The sequence below is a fragment of the Paraburkholderia sp. genome (assembly GCF_028283785.1).
Taxonomy (GTDB): Bacteria; Pseudomonadota; Gammaproteobacteria; order Burkholderiales; family Burkholderiaceae; genus Paraburkholderia.
Genome location: NZ_JAPWKB010000013.1, coordinates 74130 through 94060 on the forward strand (window position 1 = coordinate 74130; position 19931 = coordinate 94060).

The 19931-nt window shown below is 59.2% G+C and carries 24 protein-coding genes and 1 riboswitch; of the genes, 16 read left to right on the forward strand and 8 right to left on the reverse strand.

Annotation, left to right across the window (positions count from 1 at the left end):
- Nucleotides 1-405: 405 nt before the first annotated feature.
- A complete protein-coding gene (locus tag PW947_RS14395) occupies nucleotides 406-1461 on the forward strand; it encodes an aldo/keto reductase (protein ID WP_299633010.1) in 1056 nt (351 codons plus the stop codon).
- A 50-nt stretch (nucleotides 1462-1511) separates the two neighbouring features.
- Here PW947_RS14395 and PW947_RS14400 read toward each other — a convergent pair whose 3' ends face one another.
- The 3 genes from PW947_RS14400 to PW947_RS14410 form a co-directional block, all read right to left on the reverse strand.
- Nucleotides 1512-2081, reverse strand: coding sequence for an FUSC family protein (locus PW947_RS14400; protein ID WP_299633011.1), 570 nt, complete (start codon nucleotides 2079-2081; stop codon nucleotides 1512-1514).
- A 38-nt stretch (nucleotides 2082-2119) separates the two neighbouring features.
- On the reverse strand, nucleotides 2120-3496 hold the full coding sequence (locus PW947_RS14405) for a cation:proton antiporter (protein WP_299633012.1): 1377 nt from the start codon (nucleotides 3494-3496) through the stop codon (nucleotides 2120-2122).
- 138 nt (nucleotides 3497-3634) lie between these two features.
- Nucleotides 3635-4141 (reverse strand): PRC-barrel domain-containing protein, encoded by a 507-nt coding sequence (locus PW947_RS14410; protein ID WP_299633013.1) that lies wholly within the window; start codon nucleotides 4139-4141, stop codon nucleotides 3635-3637.
- Nucleotides 4142-4477: 336 nt separating this feature from the next.
- Here PW947_RS14410 and PW947_RS14415 point away from each other — a divergent pair, with 336 nt between their 5' ends.
- Nucleotides 4478-4972 (forward strand): hypothetical protein, encoded by a 495-nt coding sequence (locus tag PW947_RS14415; protein ID WP_299633014.1) that lies wholly within the window; start codon nucleotides 4478-4480, stop codon nucleotides 4970-4972.
- 118 nt (nucleotides 4973-5090) lie between these two features.
- Nucleotides 5091-5378 (forward strand): hypothetical protein, encoded by a 288-nt coding sequence (locus PW947_RS14420; protein ID WP_299633015.1) that lies wholly within the window; start codon nucleotides 5091-5093, stop codon nucleotides 5376-5378.
- 394 nt (nucleotides 5379-5772) lie between these two features.
- Here PW947_RS14420 and PW947_RS14425 read toward each other — a convergent pair whose 3' ends face one another.
- The gene (locus PW947_RS14425; protein WP_299633311.1) at nucleotides 5773-6960 is read right to left on the reverse strand and encodes a DNA topoisomerase IB; all 1188 of its coding nucleotides are present in this window, start codon (nucleotides 6958-6960) and stop codon (nucleotides 5773-5775) included.
- 285 nt (nucleotides 6961-7245) lie between these two features.
- Here PW947_RS14425 and PW947_RS14430 point away from each other — a divergent pair, with 285 nt between their 5' ends.
- The 5 genes from PW947_RS14430 (at nucleotide 7246) to PW947_RS14450 (ending at nucleotide 9805) form a co-directional block, all read left to right on the forward strand.
- Nucleotides 7246-7599 (forward strand): chemotaxis protein, encoded by a 354-nt coding sequence (locus tag PW947_RS14430; RefSeq protein WP_299633016.1) that lies wholly within the window; start codon nucleotides 7246-7248, stop codon nucleotides 7597-7599.
- A gap of 111 nt (nucleotides 7600-7710) precedes the next feature.
- On the forward strand, nucleotides 7711-8259 hold the full coding sequence (locus PW947_RS14435; protein ID WP_299633017.1) for a type 1 glutamine amidotransferase domain-containing protein: 549 nt from the start codon (nucleotides 7711-7713) through the stop codon (nucleotides 8257-8259).
- 45 nt (nucleotides 8260-8304) lie between these two features.
- Nucleotides 8305-8847 carry a DUF4142 domain-containing protein gene (locus tag PW947_RS14440; protein WP_299633018.1) on the forward strand — a complete coding sequence of 181 codons (543 nt, stop codon included), beginning with the start codon at nucleotides 8305-8307 and terminating at the stop codon, nucleotides 8845-8847.
- Nucleotides 8844-9188 (forward strand): DUF1488 domain-containing protein, encoded by a 345-nt coding sequence (locus PW947_RS14445; protein ID WP_299633019.1) that lies wholly within the window; start codon nucleotides 8844-8846, stop codon nucleotides 9186-9188. The genes PW947_RS14440 and PW947_RS14445 overlap by 4 nt, the downstream gene beginning before the upstream one ends.
- 44 nt (nucleotides 9189-9232) lie before the next feature.
- Complete coding sequence (locus PW947_RS14450; RefSeq protein ID WP_299633020.1) at nucleotides 9233-9805, forward strand: hypothetical protein; 573 nt, start codon at nucleotides 9233-9235, stop codon at nucleotides 9803-9805.
- 128 nt (nucleotides 9806-9933) lie between these two features.
- Here PW947_RS14450 and PW947_RS14455 read toward each other — a convergent pair whose 3' ends face one another.
- Complete coding sequence (locus PW947_RS14455; RefSeq protein WP_299633021.1) at nucleotides 9934-10206, reverse strand: hypothetical protein; 273 nt, start codon at nucleotides 10204-10206, stop codon at nucleotides 9934-9936.
- A 370-nt stretch (nucleotides 10207-10576) separates the two neighbouring features.
- Here PW947_RS14455 and PW947_RS14460 point away from each other — a divergent pair, with 370 nt between their 5' ends.
- A complete protein-coding gene (locus tag PW947_RS14460) occupies nucleotides 10577-11029 on the forward strand; it encodes a PA2169 family four-helix-bundle protein (protein WP_299633022.1) in 453 nt (150 codons plus the stop codon).
- 167 nt (nucleotides 11030-11196) lie between these two features.
- On the opposite strand, the gene PW947_RS14465 is transcribed toward PW947_RS14460, so the two are convergent.
- Nucleotides 11197-11535, reverse strand: coding sequence for a BON domain-containing protein (locus PW947_RS14465; protein ID WP_299633023.1), 339 nt, complete (start codon nucleotides 11533-11535; stop codon nucleotides 11197-11199).
- A gap of 438 nt (nucleotides 11536-11973) precedes the next feature.
- Here PW947_RS14465 and PW947_RS14470 point away from each other — a divergent pair, with 438 nt between their 5' ends.
- From PW947_RS14470 to PW947_RS14490, 5 genes are all read left to right on the forward strand, one after another.
- A complete protein-coding gene (locus PW947_RS14470; protein ID WP_299633024.1) occupies nucleotides 11974-13518 on the forward strand; it encodes an RNA polymerase factor sigma-54 in 1545 nt (514 codons plus the stop codon).
- Nucleotides 13519-13761: 243 nt separating this feature from the next.
- Complete coding sequence (locus PW947_RS14475) at nucleotides 13762-14493, forward strand: FadR/GntR family transcriptional regulator (protein ID WP_299633025.1); 732 nt, start codon at nucleotides 13762-13764, stop codon at nucleotides 14491-14493.
- Between the two features lie 201 nt (nucleotides 14494-14694).
- Entirely contained in the window at nucleotides 14695-15438 is a 744-nt protein-coding gene (locus PW947_RS14480; RefSeq protein WP_299633026.1) for a (Fe-S)-binding protein, read from the forward strand.
- On the forward strand, nucleotides 15435-16826 hold the full coding sequence (locus tag PW947_RS14485; protein ID WP_299633027.1) for a lactate utilization protein B: 1392 nt from the start codon (nucleotides 15435-15437) through the stop codon (nucleotides 16824-16826). The genes PW947_RS14480 and PW947_RS14485 overlap by 4 nt, the downstream gene beginning before the upstream one ends.
- Entirely contained in the window at nucleotides 16813-17409 is a 597-nt protein-coding gene (locus PW947_RS14490) for an LUD domain-containing protein (protein WP_299633028.1), read from the forward strand. Before PW947_RS14485 ends, PW947_RS14490 begins: the two co-directional genes overlap by 14 nt.
- 113 nt (nucleotides 17410-17522) lie before the next feature.
- On the opposite strand, the gene PW947_RS14495 is transcribed toward PW947_RS14490, so the two are convergent.
- Together PW947_RS14495 and PW947_RS14500 are read right to left on the reverse strand one after the other, a co-directional pair.
- Entirely contained in the window at nucleotides 17523-18269 is a 747-nt protein-coding gene (locus PW947_RS14495; protein ID WP_299633029.1) for a CbtA family protein, read from the reverse strand.
- Nucleotides 18270-18281: 12 nt separating this feature from the next.
- Nucleotides 18282-18491 carry a CbtB domain-containing protein gene (locus PW947_RS14500; protein WP_299633030.1) on the reverse strand — a complete coding sequence of 70 codons (210 nt, stop codon included), beginning with the start codon at nucleotides 18489-18491 and terminating at the stop codon, nucleotides 18282-18284.
- Between the two features lie 41 nt (nucleotides 18492-18532).
- Nucleotides 18533-18665: riboswitch (cobalamin riboswitch) on the reverse strand.
- Between the two features lie 58 nt (nucleotides 18666-18723).
- On the opposite strand from PW947_RS14500, the gene PW947_RS14505 reads away from it, so the two are divergent.
- Nucleotides 18724-19317 carry a histidine phosphatase family protein gene (locus tag PW947_RS14505; protein ID WP_299633031.1) on the forward strand — a complete coding sequence of 198 codons (594 nt, stop codon included), beginning with the start codon at nucleotides 18724-18726 and terminating at the stop codon, nucleotides 19315-19317.
- A gap of 164 nt (nucleotides 19318-19481) precedes the next feature.
- Nucleotides 19482-19814 carry a DUF4148 domain-containing protein gene (locus PW947_RS14510; protein WP_299633032.1) on the forward strand — a complete coding sequence of 111 codons (333 nt, stop codon included), beginning with the start codon at nucleotides 19482-19484 and terminating at the stop codon, nucleotides 19812-19814.
- The last annotated feature ends 117 nt before the right edge of the window (nucleotides 19815-19931 follow it).

Here is a 19931-nt window from a genome sequence, read left to right on the forward strand (position 1 = left end):
TCATAGATAGGGATGCGCGACGCAAAATCCAGAGTTGCTGCGATGCGCGTTCGTGATGGCGGCAGCCCAACGGCGCGCAACGCACCGAAAAAGCCAGTCTCGCAGATTTCAGCCGGCCGTGCCGGTGGCGGAGATGACCACGCTTTGGCTCGCATGCGTGTGGCGCATGCGAGCGGCGCGGATTCCCGGTTCGCATGCATTTTTTGCATCGCAAGCCTGGCAGGATTACATCGCTCTTACAGCGGGTGGCTCGTCGGCGCGTGTCGCACGGCGGGACTATGATGCTCGCTTCGGATGGCGGCCCCGATTCCTGATCCCCTGATCCTGTTGTCCGACCGCGCAGTGCCGCTTGCTCACGCCGCCTGTAGTGCATCAGGAATCACCATCGACGATGGAGTCTCGAAGATGCGACACAACCCGTTAGGCCGAACTGGCCTGTTCGTTTCTGAATTATGTCTTGGCACGATGACGTTCGGCGGAGGCGACGGCATCTGGCAGCAGATCGGCGACTTGCAGCAAGCCGACGCGGAACGTCTGGTGGGACGCGCGCTCGACGCCGGCATCAATTTCATCGATACGGCCGACGTCTACTCGGGCGGTGTATCCGAGGAAATTACCGGTCAGGCGCTCAAAAACCTGAAAGTTGCCCGCGATAGCGTCGTGGTTGCCACCAAAGTATTCGGGCAGACCGGCGATTCCCCGAATGCACGCGGCGCGTCGCGGTATCACATCATCGACGGGGTCAAGGCGAGCCTGAAGCGGATGCAACTCGATCACGTCGACCTGTATCAGTTACACGGTTTCGATCCGGCCACGCCGATCGAAGAAACGCTCCGCGCGCTCGACATGCTCGTGCAGCATGGTCATGTGCGCTATATCGGCGTGTCGAACTGGGCTGCATGGCAAATCGCGAAAGCGCTCGGTATTTCCGAGCGGCTCGGCCTCGCGCGCTTCGAAAGCCTGCAGGCTTACTACACGCTGGCCGGTCGGGATCTCGAACGCGAACTCGTGCCGATGCTGCAAAGCGAAGGACTCGGTTTGATGGTCTGGAGTCCGCTCGCCGGTGGTTTGCTGAGTGGAAAATACGGCCGCGATCAGCAGGGCGAGGCCGGTAGTCGTCGGGTCAGTTTCGATTTTCCGCCGGTGAATCGCGAGCGCGCTTACGACTGCATCGACGTAATGCGCGGCATTGCGGACGCGAAAGGTGTGTCGGTCGCGCAGATTGCGCTGGCGTGGCTGCTGCATCAGCGCGTGGTGACGAGCGTGATCGTCGGTGCGAAAAAAACGTCGCAACTCGACGACAATATCGCCGCGACGAACGTCGAATTGTCCGCCGACGAACTCGCGAAGCTCGATGAAGTCAGCCGTCTGCCGGCCGAATATCCGGGCTGGATGCTGACTCGCCAAGGGGAAGGGCGGCGCGATCAGCTTGCGGGCGTGCGTCACGCGATCAAGCCTTGAAACAAGCGGTTTTCGTGTGATGCAGTAGTAGCAAGCTTGGGGAAAGCGGCTCAGTTCGGGTCTTTTTGACCGAACAGCCGGCGCTCCAGATTGCTCATCAACCACGCAACGACCAGCGCGCAAACCGTGCCGAGCGTCACTTCGCCAAGACGCAACAACGCTATGTCCCACGGCGGTGCGACGCCCGGCACCAGCAACATGATTGTCGCGGTGATGCCGCCGAGCCGAGCCGCACTGCCGATATTCAGGCACCAGCACGTGATGATTGCGACTGCAACCGTCAGCATGTACACGACGAAACTCCCGCCGCCCGCCAGCGCCCCGGCCAGCCCGAATACCCCACCAACCATTGCCCCGATAAATTGATCGCGCGACAGTTTGCGCGTGTCGACGTAGTTGTGCTGGCTCACGGCGATCGCGGTGATGGCGGCCCAGAACGCCTGTTCCGTATGCAACGCGCGGCCGATCCAGTAAGCGAGCGTTGCGCCAATGACCGCTTGCAGTGCCATCACCGCGCCTTCGGTGAGTCGTTCGCTGAACGGTTGCGCTTTGAGAAATTCGAGCAGCGAAGCGGAAGCGCGGGCACGTGCCGCGCGCCGGCCGTCGTCAGGAAGCGTCATGTCGGATGAATAGAAGGAGATGACCCGCAGAATAACTGTTACGCGCGGTCCGCGCCACGCAAGCGGCGATACCAGTTCATCAGCGGTGTTGCGGAAACGCCGTGTATGACCACCGATGCGGCGACGACGGCAAGCGTGAGCGGTGCAAGCGGCCCGAGGTCGTCGGCGTTGCCATGTTCGAGTGCGAATGTCAGGTAGTAGAAAGAGCCGATGCCGCGAATGCCAAACCAGCTCATCAGACGCCGCTGGGTCGGCGACGCATTCGATCCGAGCAGCGAAAGCTCGACGGCAACCGGGCGCACGATCAGAAACAGCACGACGATCAGTGCGGCGCTTTGCCAGGTGAAGAGTGTCACGGGCAAGGTCGCCAACACGTTGCCGATCATCGTCATCACGACGACTTCCGCAATGCGTTCGAGTTCGATCGTAAAGCCTAAAACCGACTCGGTCATATAAGCATGCGCCTTGTCGGGATCAGCGGCGGTTGCATCGACGTCCTCGGAATTCACCGTGCCAATGGTCTGGCGCGGAGACTGTTCGCCGCTCGCGCGATGTTCGACTCCGCGCATCGCGACACCCGCTGCGAACACCGCGAGGAAGCCATACGTATGCGCGATTTGTGCCGCACCGTAAGAGAGTTCGATCAGGCCCAACGCAAAGAATCCTTCCAGGCCGAGCGCCTGCGCATGACGTGTGCGCAGCCAGGTGACGGCATGCGTCGTGATCCATCCGAATGCCGCGCCGATCACCAGACCGCCGCCGACGCCCCAGCATGCGCTTAGCAGGAAATGCAGCGAAGGCGCTGCGTTGATCGTTGCATCGGTCGATGCGGCGGCCGCCGCGCCGACGCTCGCTGCGTGATGGGCGATCCCGTCGGGCGCAGCGCACAACGCGATGCCGAGCAGCGCGAACGGCAACGCTATACCGTCATTGAGTCCGCCTTCACCGGATAGCGTGAAGCGCAACAGATCGAGATCGCCTGGGTCGTGGACTTGCACGTCATGGGCTAGAACCGGATCGGTCGGCGCGAGAATTGCGCCGAGCAGCAACGATGGTCCCCAACCGAGATGCAGTACGTAGACGCCGAACAGCGTCAGCAGTGGGATCGTGATGAGCATCGCCAGGACGCCGAGACGCAACGGCAAGGTCCATAAGCGATGGAACATCTGCACGCGAAGCCGCAAGCCGATCGCGAATAGCGATACCAGTAGTGCGATTTCGGTGATGAGACGCAACAGGGGAGCATCGGCGGCGAGGTTGAGGTGCAGCAGATTGAATCCGGCAGGCCCCAGTGCAAAGCCGATTGCAAGGTAGAACATCGCGGCGCTGCAGGGCAAACGCCGGAAAGAGGTCGCGGCGAAGCCCATGAAAACGAGCACGACACCTACGATCAGGAACCACAATGTTTCGTGCATGAGCCTCCGGTGGCAAGCGATGGATGTGAACGACGATGCAAACACCGACAACTGCTAGCCAGTGAACTTCTCGTTAGTGAAAAGGCGGATGCCGCTTGCCGGGTATCCGCCTGGATGTCTACTAACTTCCAGCTTCTATCATGAAATCCGGTTCATGCCGTTGCGAACCTCCGCGGTAGTCGGCGTATCCGACTCGACGGGATCGACCAAGAATTCGTCGCTGCCCCAGTAAGGCTCGCTACCGTAGTACTGGTGAACGGACGTGGCCCACGTTTGATCGGCCATCGACGGCCAGTGATGCTTGTCGAAGCCCGGCGCATTCTTCACGCGCTCGGTGGCCATGTCGAGGCGAAAGCACTTGTTTTCGATGTCGAGGGCCAATGCTGTCCACGGAATGGCCAGCAGCTTTTCGCCAACGCCTAGAAAACCGCCCGTTGACAGCACTGCATAGGCGATTCGGCCTGACCGAACGTCGAGCATGATCTGCTTGATCTTGCCGACATCATCGCCATCGATGCTGATCACGGGATTGCCGTCGAGTGTTGCCGCTGCCATCACGTCGGGTCCTGGTCCTTCTACGTGCGCTGCGGGTTGACCGATGATGCGCGCGCCTGCGGTGGTGCTGTTCGGGTTGAGCGTTCTCATGACAGGTCTCCGTTGGACGGTATGAGATACACCGCAGCAACGGGCGTTCCTTGTATCACGACACGGTGGTGGTGACGCATTTTTTCTGGCGAAGCGTTGTCTGGAATGTTCTCCAGAATGCGCCAGTTGCACGTAAAGCACGCCGTCATTGTGAAATTTATTCGGTTAGCAAAATATTTTCGAAAATCTACGAAGGCCCGTCATCAAAAGGATTTTGGGCGATTCTGAAAGTTTTTCGTGACGGCGCGGTTCTTGCTGTAGTGCATCCAGTTTAAGGGTGTGCAGTTTGGTTTGGGGCGGACCCGTACGAAATTCAGCGTTTTGCAGGGGGAAGGTATGGCCGCGAAATGGACCTATTCACAGTCCCATCGACGATCCGAAAGCGCGCGGAAGGATGGTGTGCGGGCGGATGCAGTGCAGCAGGAGTTGCAACGCGCGCAGTCAATTGGTTTAGGGCAAATGCTCTTTGCACTACTGGCCGCGCCGCTAGCCTGGTCGATTCAGGTTGCAGTCGCGACCGCGGCAGATGCGCACTGCCCGGCAGGCGCCAGCGTATTCGTGTTTTCGCCGTTGCAGGGCACAGGAATGACGCTTGCCGCCGCCAGCTTTATCTGTCTGATGTTGGCTTTGGCGGGCGCTACCGTCGCGTGGCGCAGCTTGCGACTGACGGCACGGATGACGTGGTGGCCGGTCGTCCAAACGCGTGGAACGCGGGGTGAGCGAGACTGGTTTCTCGCGCGAGTGTGCGCGTTGTTTAGTGTGATGTTTACTGTCGGCGTAGTGGCGACGCAGTTTAGCGTGCTGGTCGGTGCAGGATGCAGCGTTTGGTAGAAGAAGGCTGTTTCCTGTTAGCGATTAAAGGCACACCACTTGCTCGAATGATTGATGACATCGCCGCAATTTCCAACCCGCGCGTGAGTCATTATTCCAATAGCAAGGAGAAACCCTCATGCAACATGCAAGAACAAAAGCGCTTATCGTCACCGCAGTATTTGCGATGTCCGGCGCGGCATTCGCGCAAAGCGGCGGTAACGGCAATGGCGGCGCTGGCGGCGGGAATGCGCATGGTGCGGCTACGGCCGGTCAAACTGCGGGCGGCGACCCTGCGTCGGGCGCAATGAGTTCGTCGACGAAATCCAGCAAGACGATGCATAAGACCAAGAAGAGCAGCAAGGCGATGAACGACACCACCAATATGCCAGGCGCGAACGCAAGCAGCGACACCAAGGGGCAGTAAGCGACGCTATTTTTAGCCAGTGGACGGCGCGGAATCGCACGAGTTAAGTGCGACTACCGCGCGCTTCCCGCTTATAAAATTCTGGGAGACGAAGATGAATCATTCCGCCTTAAGAAAAGCAATGGTTGCTTTGGTCGTTGTAGCGACGACAACGGGTATGTCCGCATGCAAACGCGCCGAAAGTCCAGGCGATACCGCCAGCACAGCAATGGGTAGCAGCAGTGCACCGGCAGACTCGGCAGCAGCATCGACGACCGCGCCGATGGTTCCACCCGCAGCAACGGTGACGCAAAGTCAAAGCGGCGCCGCCGCAGCGAGCGATTCCGCATCGGGCGCAAGCCAATAAATTTTCAATACAGATCGATCGTCGGACAAGACCAGTTCAAGTCCACGGTCAACTAGCGGCACGATTCGCGATCGAACGTGCCGTTTTACGTTTAGCCACGGAAGCTACGCGCGGAATCTTCTTTTCTACCTGAATAGCGCGCGACTTCTTTAGCAGCTTCGTTAGATCCGAGCAGTCTGCAACGCTCGCGGTCGCGGAAGGTGCAGACGATTGCTTGCGCGTCCGGCCTGCTCGTTGCGCCTGTTTTTGCGCGCGGGCCAGTAATGCGGCAAATGCCGCTTCATCCACTCTCAATCCGTGCTTCGTTCTGCAATCGGTCAGACTTTGCAATTCGTCCGCCTCGAATGCGGCAATCACGAGCGGGTGGATATAGCAGCGCCGACACACGGCCGGGGTGTTTCTGAGTAACGCGGCCACTTCCTTGACGGTTGCCACGAGATGGCTTCGCGCTTCGTTTGCGCTACTGCAAATCAGCCGTCGCAGTGCAGCAAGCGCATAGACACTTCCGGCCCACGTCCGGTAATCCTTCGCGGTGAAATCGGCATTGCTGGCGCGCTTCAAATACTCGTTGATATCCGCAGAGCCCACCGTATGCCGGCTTCCATCGTCGTCGATATATTGAAACAGGTCGTGGCCCGGCAGGTCCGCGCATCGTTGAATGATTCGCTTGACCCGTGGGTTATCGACTTCCACGTCGTGTTCGATGCCACTTTTTCCCCGAAACTGAAATCGGAGCTTTCCGCCTTTTACCTTCAGATGTTTCTTGCGGAGCGTCGTTAGCCCATACGATTGATTGTCGCGCGCGTATTCGACACTGCCGATACGGATCAATGTCGAGTCGAGTAACTGGACGATTGCCGCAATGACCTTGTCGCCAGGCATTCCCTTCAGCTTCAGGTCGCGAGTCACGTGCGCGCGAATGCGAGGTAGCGCGCGTCCGAATTCCGCCATGCGTTCGTACTTGTCAGCGTCCCGCGTTTCGCGCCATCGCGGATGGTAACGATACTGCTTACGGCCGCGTGCATCGCGTCCGGTCGCCTGAATATGGCCTCTCGGATCTGGACAGATCCAGACGTCCTCATAGGCGGGCGGTACGGCTAGCGCATTGATCCGCGCAATCTCGTCCGTTTCCACGATCTCTTTTCCCTGCGTGTCGTAGTAGGTGAACCCTTTAGCGTTTCGCTTACGCGTGTAGCCGGCGCGCGTGTCGTCGGCATGGCGTAAGCCGGTAGGCATCGGCGCAATGTCCGTATTCGACGATGCAGGGCCGGGCGCTTTGCTTGCGCGTCCGCCATTTGATTGTGTCGGGGAATGCGGAGTGGCCATGGTTGTTTTGATGTCTTGGTTGAAAAAGTTTCGCTTCGACATAGCGCAGGGTCGGGCGCCGGTGCGCATTGACCGGCATCCACACGCCGTATCAAGCAAGTGCGGTGCCCATCGAGTGTGCATGTGGGGCGCGGAACGCTCCTTGCGCGAATGGAGAGACGGGCACGACCATGAACGTCATCAACGGAGGACGCGATGAGTAGCACTTTGAATCCCGATGAAACGCCGGCGCAAACCGTCAAGGAAACTGCAGGTACGACAGGCACCTTGGGGCCGAGCGATTCATCCGATAGCGGCAGTGATATGGCGGGCGCGAAGCGTCATGCATTCGACGTCGATTCCGAACTCGATAACCACGCACTCGAAACGGGTGATTCCGAGCTCGGCAGTGATACCGATCGTTATGGCACCGGCGAGCGCGGTGCAGCAGATGGCGACTCGACCCGCACTAACGACAGCGACATCGAACCCGACCGGATCGATGAGACCTTGATCGATGAGTCGGGCGAGTTGATCGACGAAGACGAGAATCCAGACGATGTCGTGTAGCACGCGAGACTGTCCAGACAGGCATAAGCTTTGCTCGAATTGATTAAGGGGTCGATGTGGCGTTGCAACACGCTTCGCGACGCGACCCGATTCGCTTCAGGAGAACACCGCATGAGTAACGAATTGAAGGGCCGTAAGGTTGCAATTCTCGCAGTGGACGGATTTGAACAGACAGAACTGTTCGAGCCGAAACGCGCACTCGCCGATGCCGGCGCGACGGTACATGTGATCTCGGCGAAGTCCGGCACGATCCAGGGTTTCGAGCATGTCGACAAAGGCGATACGGTAGCAGTCGACAAGACGTTCGATCAGGCTGATGCGGCAGATTACGATGCCGTGGTGCTACCTGGCGGCGTCGTCAATGGCGACGCGATTCGCACCATGCCTCAGGCGCAGGCCTTCGTCAAAGCCGCCGATAGCGCGAGAAAGCCCATAGCAGTCATCTGCCACGGTGCGTGGCTGCCAGTGTCCGCAGGCTTGATCAAGGGACACACGGTAACGAGCTGGCCGAGTCTGCAGGATGATATTCGCAATGCAGGCGGTACTTGGGTCGATCGTGAAGTTGTGGAAGACGGCAATTTCATTACCAGTCGCAGACCTGATGATCTGCTGGCTTTCAACAAAACCTTGATCGCACAACTTGCCCGCCACGCCGCTTAAGGTGCCGACAACGCGACGAAAGATGCTATGCCCAGGAGAAAATGCATGAACTTCCGGTATTCCGTACAAGCGACAATAGTTGCGCTGGGAATCGGCGCAACCTTCCTTGCACCCGTGTATGCACAAAGCACCGCGTCGGGTACGTCGGCGAGCGTATCTGCGAGCGACCAGCAATTCGTTCAGGATGCATCAGTGGCTGGCGCGACTGAGATCGAAGCGGGGAAGCTCGCGCTAAAGAATTCCTCTGACCCGGCAGTGAAAAAGTTTGCCGAGCGGATGATCAACGAGCATAAGAAGTTGGCGCACGGTCTCGACATGGTCGCAGAAAAGAAGGGAATCAAAGGTCCGGCCACGCCGGATGCTGCTGTGTTAGGCAAGTTGCAGAATCTGAAGGGTGCGGATTTCGACAAGGTGTACGTAAGCACCGTCGCGATCGACGGTCATGAGAAGGCCGTTGCGTTGTTTCAGAAGGAAAGCGACAGTGGATCGGATCCCCAGCTTAAGGCGCTTGCCGGCAAGGCTTTACCCACGATCAAGCACCATCTGACGATGGCCCAGCAATTGCCCGGTGCGAAGAGTTCATCATGAACGCGATCATGTCGCGGCCGGCCTATGAGGACGCCACCATGCACATTACTTTCAAGGATGACAATCCGGCTTTCGACGGTTCCAGCCTGACAGTGCGCTTTACCGCGAACGTCGATGGCGAACCGGTCGTGTGTTCGATTACGGCGGAAGCTTTGGAAGATCATTTCGGTGCGCAGTCGCCGCTCGAGTCGCAATTGCTTGCGGCGTTCGAGCAGGGTCGCGGCAGAATCCGTTCAGTATGCGCAGAAGCACTCGACCAGAACGACGGCGAAAGTGTCATTCTGCATAGTGGCTTGTTCCGTGTGGAAGGTCTGGAGCCGGATCGCGGCGCGGCCGCCTGAAAGTTTGCCTGGCAAGTGCTATTTCCTCGATGAAAGGAGGTCTTATGTCACTCATCGTTGCTGCACGTTTTACGACGTTTCCCGCCGCTGAATCCGCGTCGCAGAGATTGTTCGATAGCGGCTTTATCGAAGAGGATGTCACGCTGTTTTTCGTGAATCCGCGCGGCCAGCATGCGCGATATCCGATTGGCGGCGATACCGGCACCGACCCGTCCGCACGCGACGCGGCGAAGGGTGCGGGAAAAGGTGTGACGATTGGCGCGGTTGCGGGCGCTGTGGTCGGCGTCGGCATTTTTGCGGCATTTTCCGCGCCGATTATCGTGTCGCTGATTGCTGCGGGGGTTGGTGCTTACGTGGGGTCGTTGATCGGCGCGATGTCGCATACGCGCGAGCACGCCAGTCAAGTGCCGTCACATCACGAGACGCGTGATTCCGGCGTGCTGGTTGGCGTCCATGTTTCACCCGACAACCAGATGGTTGCTGCGCAAATCCTGCGCGATGCAGGGGGTGCAACCATTGAGCGTGCGACGGGGCGTTGGCAGCAAGGACGTTGGTCAGACTTCGATCCGACACGGGATCCCGTTCCAATCAAGGAATTCAGCGAGAATCGCGCTTAAGCGTTTCGCTGCACGGGTCGTTGTAGCTGAAGATCTGCCAAGAAATTTTCCAAGAGAGCAGCGCGCTTTGCGCGCCGCTCTCTTTTTTATTTCCGTCTACCGAACACGCTTTCATTTGGGTCGGCGACTTAAACCCAGACGCGCAACGGCGCATGAGGCGTGCGAACTGCATTGCCGTCGAGGCCCGGCTGACCTTGTGTGTCGCGGGTTCCGGAAGCGCCTTCAACCGCGCGTGTCGGCTCGCAACTCGCGGGAATCAAGCCGTCACGCGTCGCGCCGCATGTCGTGCTTTCAGTCGCATTGACTGCGCCCGTCTGCGGCATGTGTTCACGAATCTGCACGACTGTCGCCGATGAAACAAGGGCGACGAACAACAAGAACTGCGTGCGTCTGGATTTCATGGTGAGCTCCCTGTTGTCGTTATTGCCTGTCGTTCTTGTGTGAATTGCAAGCGGTTCGGACGCTAATCTGTCCCTGCGACCGCTTTGACCAGCACGTTAAAGCAACCCTTGTGCCACGATAGTCAAGTAGACGAATATGCCTTTAAATAAAGGGTTTTCGGACGGTTCGCAGTTCGCTGCGCATGGCCGCGTATGGAAGTTTTACGCGAGCAGGTAATTTTCCGCGGTGTTCCTTCCGCCTTCCGTTTGCGTGTCTTGCCGATGCGCACTCCGCGAACCCGGCGCGAGTCCGGGCACGCCCCATGCGCTATGTTCGATGAGGCCCGCCATGAGCGGTGGAGTCTTCATCCACGAAACCTGGAGGTATTACATGGCTACGAACGTTGTCTCGGTACTGAACGATCTGGTGGAAACGTCGAAGGACGGCGAACAGGGCTTCCGCAAGGCCGCAGAAGAAGCGCATGACGCCCAATTGAAGTCGCTGTTTTTGCAGGCCGCGGAAGAGTGCACGCGTGGCGCCCGCGAGTTGCAGGACGTGGTTCAAGGTCTTGGCGGCAAGCCGGAAACGGGCGGCTCGGTAGCGGGCGCATTGCACCGCGGCTGGGTGGACGTCAAAACGGCTGTAACGTCGCGCACTGACTACGACATTCTCGCTGATTGCGAAAAGGGTGAAGACGTTGCGAAGAAGCACTATCGCGAGGCGCTAGAAAAGGATCTGCCGGTCGACGTGCGGATGGTGGTCGATCGCCAGTTCCAGGGTGTCGTGCAGAATCACGATCGCATCCGCGATCTGCGCGATCAGTATGCTGCAACGCGACGCTAAGATTTTGCCGGCAGCGATGTAGCTGTCGGTAGTAATCAAAGCAAAGCGGCCGTCACGCATCGCGTGACGGCCGCTTTTTTATAGATCGATGCATGCGCAAATAAAAATGGGCGCTGGGAAAACCCAGCGCCCATTTTCATCAGGCGGCGAGAGGCGCCAAAGATTGCTTATTGTGCAGCGATCTTCAGCTTGTTCTTCACGTTTTGAACGCCGTTGACGTTCTGAACGACATCTTCAGCTGCGGTCTTGTCTTCGGCGCTCGGCACCGAACCCGTCAACCACACCGTGCCCTTGCGGGTCTTCACATGGATATGGGTCGACTTGACGTTCTTGGCGGCCAGCAGGTCAGCCTTCACCTTCGTCGTGATCGTGCCGTCATCGATGTGCTGACCCACCGATTCCGACGATGCCGGCGGTGCCGATGCGCTCGTTTGAGCGGTTGCGTTAAGGGCAAATGCGACACATGCGATGCTACCGGCAGCCTTGAGGAATTGAATGGTCTTCATGGTTATCTCCCTACGGACAGTTAATGTGAATGATGCGGTCTTGTTGCCATTTGCGGTCGATCGCAGCTCGCGCTGCTGGTGACTCGCGTGGGATCGTCGCCGCTACGGTTCCGTCCACACCGACTCCTATCGCACGCGTCGTGCCTGGCCCCATCGGCAGAATCTGCCGGCTTCGCGGAAAGCCGCATCCAGTGGGGCCGGAACGGCGTTTTCGTCTGCACATTAGCCCATGTGAGAGATCGATCAGCAGCGACAAGGGCAGGCGCGCTACGTCGCCGCAAATTGCCGGGCACTTGTAAAAAGCGCGCGCATATCGCGTGCCGCGTCCGGCTGACAAAAGGCAAACGGTTTTAAAAACAGTATGTTGCGAAACCTGGTACGACAGTTGCTCTACAGGGTCATCAGCTCTATTAAGACTCTCGACAGGACTTCACTACAATGCCTTCCATCGAACTCCGCACAAGGCAATCGCTTGCTCTGACCCCGCGTTTGCAGCAGTCAGTGCGGCTCTTGCAGTTGTCGTCCCTTGAATTCCAGCAAGAGTTGCGCACGGCGTTGGATACCAACCCGTTCCTCGAATACGACTCGTCGGAAACCGAAGATGTTGCGCTCGCAACGGACGCAACGGGCGAAGTCGCGGCGACCGGCGAGGTGTCCGATTCCGGCACCATTCCGGGCGAGCACGATCCGATGTCGATGGACGCGCCTTCCGCCGACATGCCGGACACGGCGATGCGCGACGAGCCCGTCAGCGACTACTCCAACGACGTCAACGACGCGCGCGAGTCCGCCGATTCAGGTGACTACGCAACCGAATTTTCCGGCGACTCGTTTAGCCGTAATTCGAACCGTCAGAATGGCGATTCCGAAGGCGGCGATCCGGCGGAATGGGCGCGCTCGCAACCGACATTGCGCGAGCAGCTGCACGACGCGTTGCGTCTTTATCGACTCGACGATCGCGACCGCGAGACTGCGCGTCTTGTGATCGAAGCACTGGACGACGATGGCTATCTGCGTCAGGAATTGTCCGATCTGGCGGAAGTCGTCACGCTGGATCCGCAACTGACCGAAGAAGAACTGCTGGTTTCGTTGCGGCTGGTTCAATCGCTCGATCGGCCGGGTTTGGGTGCTCGTACGCTGTCGGAGTGCCTCGCATTGCAACTTCGTGCGATGTCCACTGACACGCCTGCACGCGACGTCGCATTGCAGATCGTCGAGAAACATCTCGAACGTCTTGCACGACGCGAACAGGCGGAATTGCAGAAGCAGGTGGGATGTTCCGCCGACGAACTGCGCATCGCATGTGCGTTGATCCGCAAGCTCGATCCGAAGCCGGGCAACTGCTACGGACGTACGGAAGACAACTACGTCGTGCCGGACGTGATCGTGCGTCAGGTTCGCAACAAATGGGTGGTGACGATCAATCCGGCGGTTCAACCGCGAGCCAGGATTCATCGTTTGTATGCCGAGCTGTTTGCGCAGTCTGCCGGTGCGAGCCGCTCGCCGCTTGCACAACAACTGCAGGAAGCGCGCTGGCTGATCCGCAATGCACAACAGCGCTTCGACACGATTCAACGCGTGGCGGAATGCATCGTCACACATCAAAAGGCGTTCTTCCAGTACGGCGAAATCGCGTTGAAGCCAATGGTTTTGCGTGATGTCGCCGACGAACTCGGCTTGCACGAATCGACGATCTCGCGCGCCACGGGCAACAAATATATGGCAACGCCGCGCGGCATCTTTGAGTTCAAGCACTTCTTCCCGCGTGAGTTGGGTACTGAAAGTGGTGGCACGTGCTCGGCGGCGGCAGTGCGTCAGTTGCTGAAGGAAATGATTGCTGCAGAAAATGCGCGTGATCCGCTGTCGGACGTGACGCTGGCTAAGATGCTTGCCGATCAGGGCGTGCTGGTCGCGCGTCGCACGGTAGCGAAGTACCGTCACCTGATGAAGGTGCCGCCTGCGGAATTGCGTCGCCAGCTCTGAAGTGTTGAGCGGTGGCACTGAAAGATGCGCTGACAAAGCGGCCTGCGGGCCGCTTTGTCATTGGGCCAACCGGTGCGGCGCAAACCGTTGGCGCCCGTTCGCTATAATCATGCGATACCTGCGCGGCCCGCTTGCATGCGTTTATTACATGCATGCGCGAGACGCATGACGGATGCATGCGCGCCACGCATGGGTTCTGCGTGCGGCCGCAGCCGCGCGCAACACTGCCACGCTACCTCGTCTATGCACTTTCAGCCCGTCCAAGGCTTCACGCGCAAACGTCTATCCGACGTCGTCTCCGATCAGATCAAGAAGCTGATCTCGGACGGCACGTTGATGCCGGGCGACCGTCTGCCTGCCGAACGCGATCTGGCAACCCGATTGCAAGTCTCGCGGCCTTCGCTGCGAGAAGCGTTGATCCGTCTCGAAGCCGACGGCTACATCGAAACGTCGGGGCGGGGCGGCTTCACCGTGGTGGACGTAACGGCGCCGATCATCTCCAAGCCGCTGGCAGAGCTGCTGATCCAGAATCCGCGTACCAGTGCCGATATTCTCGAGTTGCGCCAGGGTCTCGAGTCGATCTCGACCGCCTACGCCGCCGAACGCGCCACTGAATCCGATCTGCTCAAAATCCGCGCCGCGTTCGAAGAACTCAAGGGCTGCGCCGAATCCGAAGACCGCACGAATCTCGCCGAACTCGACGCCGCGTTTCATCTGGCCATCGCCGACGCGACGCATAACATCGCCCTCGCGCATGTGATGCACGGCATCCACACGCTGATCCGTGAAGGCATGCGCCAGTATCACCGTCTGATCGACTACGACGACGCAATGGAACGTCAGTTGATGCTGCAGCATCAGGAGATTTTCGATGCGGTCGTCACGCGCGACGCAACGAAAGCACGTAAGGCCGCCGAGCGCCATTTGCGTTACGTGCGGCAACTCTACGAAGAAGACGCGTCGCGCGGCGACTAGCCGTCTGCGATACCAATCGCTGCGCTCCGCGGCGGTTCTTCCATTGTTTTCCCACTGATTTTCATGCGTTTTTTGCGCAGGATGCTTCACGTTCTCGCCGATTGACAGCGTTTCCCGAATTCGCCTATATTCTTGGTCAGACCAACCTTACCAGCCTGGCCGAGCGCGAAATATCGCTCGCTACGGGCGGGTTCTCCCCCCATGAAAGTCGCGCTTTTCGTCCCCTGTTTTATCGACGCGTTCTATCCCGAGGTCGCCATCGCGACGCTCGAATTGCTGGAGCGCTTCGGTCTAGATGTCGACTATCCGCAAGAGCAGACCTGCTGCGGTCAACCCATGGCGAATAGCGGCGCCCACGCGGAAGCGGCAGGCGCAGAGCGCGTTTTTACGCGCAGCTTTGCCGGTTACGACTACATCGTCGGACCGTCCGCGAGTTGTATTCATCACGTTCGCGAACACATGACCGCCATCGAGCAGACAGACGAAGTCAGGCAAGTACGCGCGAACGCCTATGAACTCGTCGAGTTTTTGCATGACGTGCTGGGCGTTCGCGACTTCCCGTGGGCTGAATTTCCGTATCGCGTCGGGCTGCATAACAGTTGCAGCGCGGTTCGCCATTTGCGTGAAGTGTCGATGTCGGAAGTGAGTGGGCCGCAATTTTCGAAGCCGCTTGCGCTGTTGCAAGGTGTGAAAGGCATCGAGTTCGTCAAGCCTGCGCGTCCCGACGAATGCTGCGGTTTTGGCGGCACGTTCTCGGTCACGGAAGAGCCGGTGTCGGTGCGCATGGGTCAGGACAAAGTCCGCGACCACGTGCAGGCGGGTGCGCAATACATCGTGTCCGGCGACATGTCATGCCTGATGCATCAACAGGGATGCGCGGAGCGCATGAAGGCCGATACGCGCTTTATCCATATCGCACAGGTGTTGAACGGAGCGCGCGAATGAGTCGCATCGATCACGCGAAGGCCGCCGGCGCATTTATCGAAAAGACCGAACACGTCGCGTTTCATGACCGGCGTTTGTGGGATTTGCGGCAGAAGCGAGACGGCCAGGCGCACGGCATCGCGGAATGGGAAACGCTGCGAGAACTCGCGTCGGGTATCAAGGAGCATGCGCTGTCGCACCTCTCCGAGTACCTCGACCAGTTTGCGTCGGCGGCGGAAGCGAATGGCGTCGTCGTGCATTGGGCCGCGAATGCGGAAGAGCATAACGCGCTGGTCCACAAGATCATGTCCGAGCGCGGCATGACGACGCTGGTCAAAAGCAAGTCGATGCTGACCGATGAATGCGCGATGCGCGAGTACCTGGAACCGCGCGGTATCACCGTGATGGAAACGGATCTCGGTGAGCGTATTCAACAACTGGATCATCAGGATCCCAGCCATATGGTCGTGCCTGCCGTGCATAAATTGCGCGGCGATGTGGCCGAGCTGTTTGGTCGTACGATCGGAACAGACCCGGAAAATAGCGATATTCACTATCTCGCGGAAAGTCAGCGGATGAACACGCGGCCTTACTTCGTGCGCGAAAAGACGGCCGGGATGACCGGTTGCAATTTCGCGGTTGCGGAGACGGGGACGGTGGTCGTGTGCACGAATGAAGGCAATGCGGATCTTTCCGCGAACGTGCCGCCGCTGCATATTGCATCGATCGGCATCGAGAAGATCATTCCGAAGATTTCCGATCTCGGCGTATTTATCCGGATGCTGTCGCGCAGCGCATTGGGCTCGCCGATCACCCAATACACGTCGCATTTTCGCGCGCCGCGTCCGGGCACCGAAATGCACTTTATCCTCGTCGATCATGGCCGTTCGGAACGGCTCGCGATGGACGACTTCTGGTTCTCGCTCAAATGCATCCGGTGCGGCGCATGCATGAATACCTGTCCGGTCTATCGGCGTAGCGGCGGTCTCTCGTATGGCGGCACGTATTCCGGGCCGATCGGCGCGATCATCAATCCGACCTACGATCTGAAGCGTTATAGCGCGTTGCCGTTCGCGTCGACACTCAACGGCAGTTGCACGAACGTGTGTCCCGTCAAGATCAATATCCACGAGCAGATTTACAAGTGGCGTTCGGTCATTGCCGAACAGCACGAAGTGCCGCTGGTGAAACAGGAAGTATTGAAAATGGCGGGGCGTCTGCTCGCAAGTCCGACGCTATATCGCGCGACGGTGGCGTCATTGAGTGGCGCGTTGCGCCGGTTGCCGAACTTCGTGCTGTACAACCCGATGAATATCTGGGGCCGTCAGCGCGACCTGCCCGATGCACCGAAGATGACTTTTCATGCGTGGTACAAGAAGAATCGGGGAGGTCAGGATGACAACGCGTGACGCATTCCTTGCTCGCGTGCGAGCCGCGCAGCCAGCCGCGCGTCCGCGTCCGGAGGTGCCGTTGTTCGCGCCGGAGGGTGGCGATCTGCGTGCGCGCTTCACGCAGGCACTGTCTGCAATGGGCGGCACCTGTGTCGATGCAGGCCATGTCGGCGATATTCCTGCACTGCTGCGCGAGAAATTCGGTGCGGACGTGGCACTCTGCTCGGCAACGGACGAGGTGCCGGGCACGCGCGCACTGAGTGCGGAGACGCCGCCGGCATCGCTGGAAAACGTCGAGGTGGGCGTGGTGCGCGGCAAATTCGGCGTCGCGGAAACGGGTTCGGTATGGTTTAGCGAACGCGAATACGTGGTCAACGCATTGGGCTATCTTGCGCAGCACCTTGTCGTACTGCTCGATCCGGCGCAGTTGCTCGATGGTTTGCAGGACGTGTACCGGCGACCGGATTTTTATGAAGCGCGATACGCGGCGCTAGTGACGGGGCCGTCCGCGACCGCCGATATCGAAGGGGTGCTGATTCGCGGCGCACAAGGCGTGCGGTCGCTGACCGTGGTGTGGGTGGCGGATGCGGCGCGAGCCTGAACTCGACGCGTTTGAGCGCTTTACCGAGGCACTTTTCTTTGATGCCTGTTTGAACGGAGTCCAGGTGCAACTCGGTTTTCCCGGTTGCACCTGTTTAGCGAGTGACTAGCGAGTTACAGGTAAGCGGATTTCCCCGGCGCGCCCGCGCCGCGCGCGCTGCGTTGCAAGCGCTCGGCGAGTGCACCGAACAACAGGCCTACGACAGTCCACAGAATGGCCTGCATGCCCAGTGCGGTCACGCGGAATTTCCACAGCAGCGTGGCGGGGAAAGCGGCGGGCACTTCGTTGATCGTCGGCAGCGCAATCTGGATAGCTGCGATCACAACGATAAACACCGCAGCTGCTGCGATCGATCCGTTCCATTGCCCCCAACGTGCGACCAGGCGGCGGCGTACCTTTAGCGAAAAGACCAGCGTGACGATCGAAATGGCGATCATCAGGAAGTAGAGGCCGGTACGTTGCGCGATCGTTTCCGGGTCGCCGACGGAGGGCGGATTCGCCGGATATTTAAGCGTGGGTACGAGCACGAGCGTGCCGAATGCCGCGAGCGCCAGACACGCGGACAATGCACGCGGGCTGATCTTTCCGGCACGGCCGTTCGCAAACGCAAACACCAGCGAGAACAGTCCGCCCAATGCCGCGCTATAGACAATCACGCCTGTAAACAGGCCTGCGCCCGCTTGAGTCGCCCGGCTGACAAGCTCGGGTTCCGGCGCTTCACCGCTGGCTTCGTGCGTTTTTTCTTCGAACGAGATTGCAGCATTAACCTGCGGCTCGCCTGCGATTCTTGCGAAGCTGAACGTCAGCAGGCCCGCGACAACGCCTGCGAGCATGCCTCGCATCAATAATTTACCGACCATCGAACGCTCCGCTTAGTGGCAGGGGAAGCCAAGCATATGGCGCGCGTCATGCACGAATTCGTGCACGTACATACCGGGAATCAGCGAGGTTGCGCCTTGTTCCGCACCGACAAAATAAATTGCCAGTAGCATGAGCAGGCCGCCGAAAACGACCCACGGCATAAGTTCGCGAAGAGGGATGGCTACCGGCTCGACAGACGGCTTGAAAACAGTATCGTTCATGGTGAACAGCTCCTTGGGATGACGCGTCCGCTAGCGAGTGAAAAAGAAATGACTCGAAGCGCAGGTCTGGCTTTCGCCTCGTCAAGGCGATTACAGTGGCGCGACCGCGCCGGGCTTGCACCGGCTTCCGCGCTTCGGGTGACGTTATTCTACGCGTTTAATGCGGGCCTACCCAGCGCAGTGCGGGTCGGTGGCGGCCGCGCGCTGCGATGCTTCTATCACGGGGAATTCGATGCAAACACAGCTATTTCTGATCAGCCATGCGGCCACGGCAGCGCTGCGCAGCGGCCGCTTTCCCGCTGACGACCCGCTCGATTCGCGTGGGCTCGACGCCGCTGCGGCCCGGCATGAGCGTTTCGTGACCACACTGTTCGATGCGGGAAGCCTGTCGGATGCGGTCGCGTTCAGCAGTCCGGCAATCTGTGCACAGCAGACCGCGCATGCATTGCATCTCGACGCGCAGATCGAGCCGGCGCTGGCGGAAGCCGATCACGGCGAATGGAAAGGCCAGCGTGTTGCCGATATCGCCGGCGTATCGCCGGAAAGCGCGTCGTCGCTGCAGGCGTGGACGCATGATCCCGCAGCGGTGCCACCCGGCGGCGAATCGTTCGATGCATTGCGCATCCGTGTGGGCGCATGGCTCGATGGTTTGACGATATCGGGCACTGCAATTGCGGTGACGCATGCATCGGTTGTGCGGGCATCGATCATCCATGCGCTGGGCGCATCGACGGCGATCTTTCCGCGAATCGAGGTTGCACCGTTGTCGGTCGTCGCGCTGCGTCGTTCGATGCGTGGGTGGGTATGGTGCACCGGGCCGACATGAGTTGTCGCGCTGCGATACATTAGAGACTCACCTGTTCAGTTCGATGAGAAAGCAGGGAAGGCAATGACGCGTCTCATGCAGTCAATGCCGCGTGACGAACGCGTCGTCCACGATGATGCAGTTGAAGGTCCGGCGATTTTTAAGCTCACGACATGGAGAAAACAATGACGTCTAATCCTGCAAAGAAACTGACTGTACTGTTCGCGACTGCTGCGCTGACGATTGGTCTTGCTTCACCGGTATTTGCACAAAGCGGTGGCGGCGGTCCTTCGACAGACGGCACGCCCGACGCAACACAATCGGCCACGACACCGAAGCCGAAGACCACCAAGGCCGATCGTAAGGCCGCGCGCAAACAGGCGCGTGCAAAGAAGAATGCCGAACTGAAGAAACTCGAAGACGCGGGTTATCAACCGTCGCAAAACGACCCGAACTATCCGACCAATCTCCAGAACGCACAGAAGAAGGCCGGTATCGGAGCGGGCGCAAGCCAGTAACGCCCCGACCATCTTTCGCCGATGCGGGCGCGTCCGGTTAACCGGCGCGCCCGTTTTGCATTGAATTCGGCCACGTCCGCGTTTGGTATCATTACTGTACAAACATACAGTTTTCGC

Bases quoted from the DNA above. Each gene is read 5' to 3' on its own strand.
- PW947_RS14395 (WP_299633010.1), top strand. From the start codon at position 406: ATGCGACACAACCCGTTAGGCCGAACTGGCCTGTTCGTTTCTGAATTA.
- PW947_RS14400 (WP_299633011.1), bottom strand. From the start codon at position 2,081: ATGACGCTTCCTGACGACGGCCGGCGCGCGGCACGTGCCCGCGCTTCC.
- PW947_RS14405 (WP_299633012.1), bottom strand. From the start codon at position 3,496: ATGCACGAAACATTGTGGTTCCTGATCGTAGGTGTCGTGCTCGTTTTC.
- PW947_RS14410 (WP_299633013.1), bottom strand. From the start codon at position 4,141: ATGAGAACGCTCAACCCGAACAGCACCACCGCAGGCGCGCGCATCATC.
- PW947_RS14415 (WP_299633014.1), top strand. From the start codon at position 4,478: ATGGCCGCGAAATGGACCTATTCACAGTCCCATCGACGATCCGAAAGC.
- PW947_RS14420 (WP_299633015.1), top strand. From the start codon at position 5,091: ATGCAACATGCAAGAACAAAAGCGCTTATCGTCACCGCAGTATTTGCG.
- PW947_RS14425 (WP_299633311.1), bottom strand. From the start codon at position 6,960: ATGCCTACCGGCTTACGCCATGCCGACGACACGCGCGCCGGCTACACG.
- PW947_RS14430 (WP_299633016.1), top strand. From the start codon at position 7,246: ATGAGTAGCACTTTGAATCCCGATGAAACGCCGGCGCAAACCGTCAAG.
- PW947_RS14435 (WP_299633017.1), top strand. From the start codon at position 7,711: ATGAGTAACGAATTGAAGGGCCGTAAGGTTGCAATTCTCGCAGTGGAC.
- PW947_RS14440 (WP_299633018.1), top strand. From the start codon at position 8,305: ATGAACTTCCGGTATTCCGTACAAGCGACAATAGTTGCGCTGGGAATC.
- PW947_RS14445 (WP_299633019.1), top strand. From the start codon at position 8,844: ATGAACGCGATCATGTCGCGGCCGGCCTATGAGGACGCCACCATGCAC.
- PW947_RS14450 (WP_299633020.1), top strand. From the start codon at position 9,233: ATGTCACTCATCGTTGCTGCACGTTTTACGACGTTTCCCGCCGCTGAA.
- PW947_RS14455 (WP_299633021.1), bottom strand. From the start codon at position 10,206: ATGAAATCCAGACGCACGCAGTTCTTGTTGTTCGTCGCCCTTGTTTCA.
- PW947_RS14460 (WP_299633022.1), top strand. From the start codon at position 10,577: ATGGCTACGAACGTTGTCTCGGTACTGAACGATCTGGTGGAAACGTCG.
- PW947_RS14465 (WP_299633023.1), bottom strand. From the start codon at position 11,535: ATGAAGACCATTCAATTCCTCAAGGCTGCCGGTAGCATCGCATGTGTC.
- PW947_RS14470 (WP_299633024.1), top strand. From the start codon at position 11,974: ATGCCTTCCATCGAACTCCGCACAAGGCAATCGCTTGCTCTGACCCCG.
- PW947_RS14475 (WP_299633025.1), top strand. From the start codon at position 13,762: ATGCACTTTCAGCCCGTCCAAGGCTTCACGCGCAAACGTCTATCCGAC.
- PW947_RS14480 (WP_299633026.1), top strand. From the start codon at position 14,695: ATGAAAGTCGCGCTTTTCGTCCCCTGTTTTATCGACGCGTTCTATCCC.
- PW947_RS14485 (WP_299633027.1), top strand. From the start codon at position 15,435: ATGAGTCGCATCGATCACGCGAAGGCCGCCGGCGCATTTATCGAAAAG.
- PW947_RS14490 (WP_299633028.1), top strand. From the start codon at position 16,813: ATGACAACGCGTGACGCATTCCTTGCTCGCGTGCGAGCCGCGCAGCCA.
- PW947_RS14495 (WP_299633029.1), bottom strand. From the start codon at position 18,269: ATGGTCGGTAAATTATTGATGCGAGGCATGCTCGCAGGCGTTGTCGCG.
- PW947_RS14500 (WP_299633030.1), bottom strand. From the start codon at position 18,491: ATGAACGATACTGTTTTCAAGCCGTCTGTCGAGCCGGTAGCCATCCCT.
- PW947_RS14505 (WP_299633031.1), top strand. From the start codon at position 18,724: ATGCAAACACAGCTATTTCTGATCAGCCATGCGGCCACGGCAGCGCTG.
- PW947_RS14510 (WP_299633032.1), top strand. From the start codon at position 19,482: ATGACGTCTAATCCTGCAAAGAAACTGACTGTACTGTTCGCGACTGCT.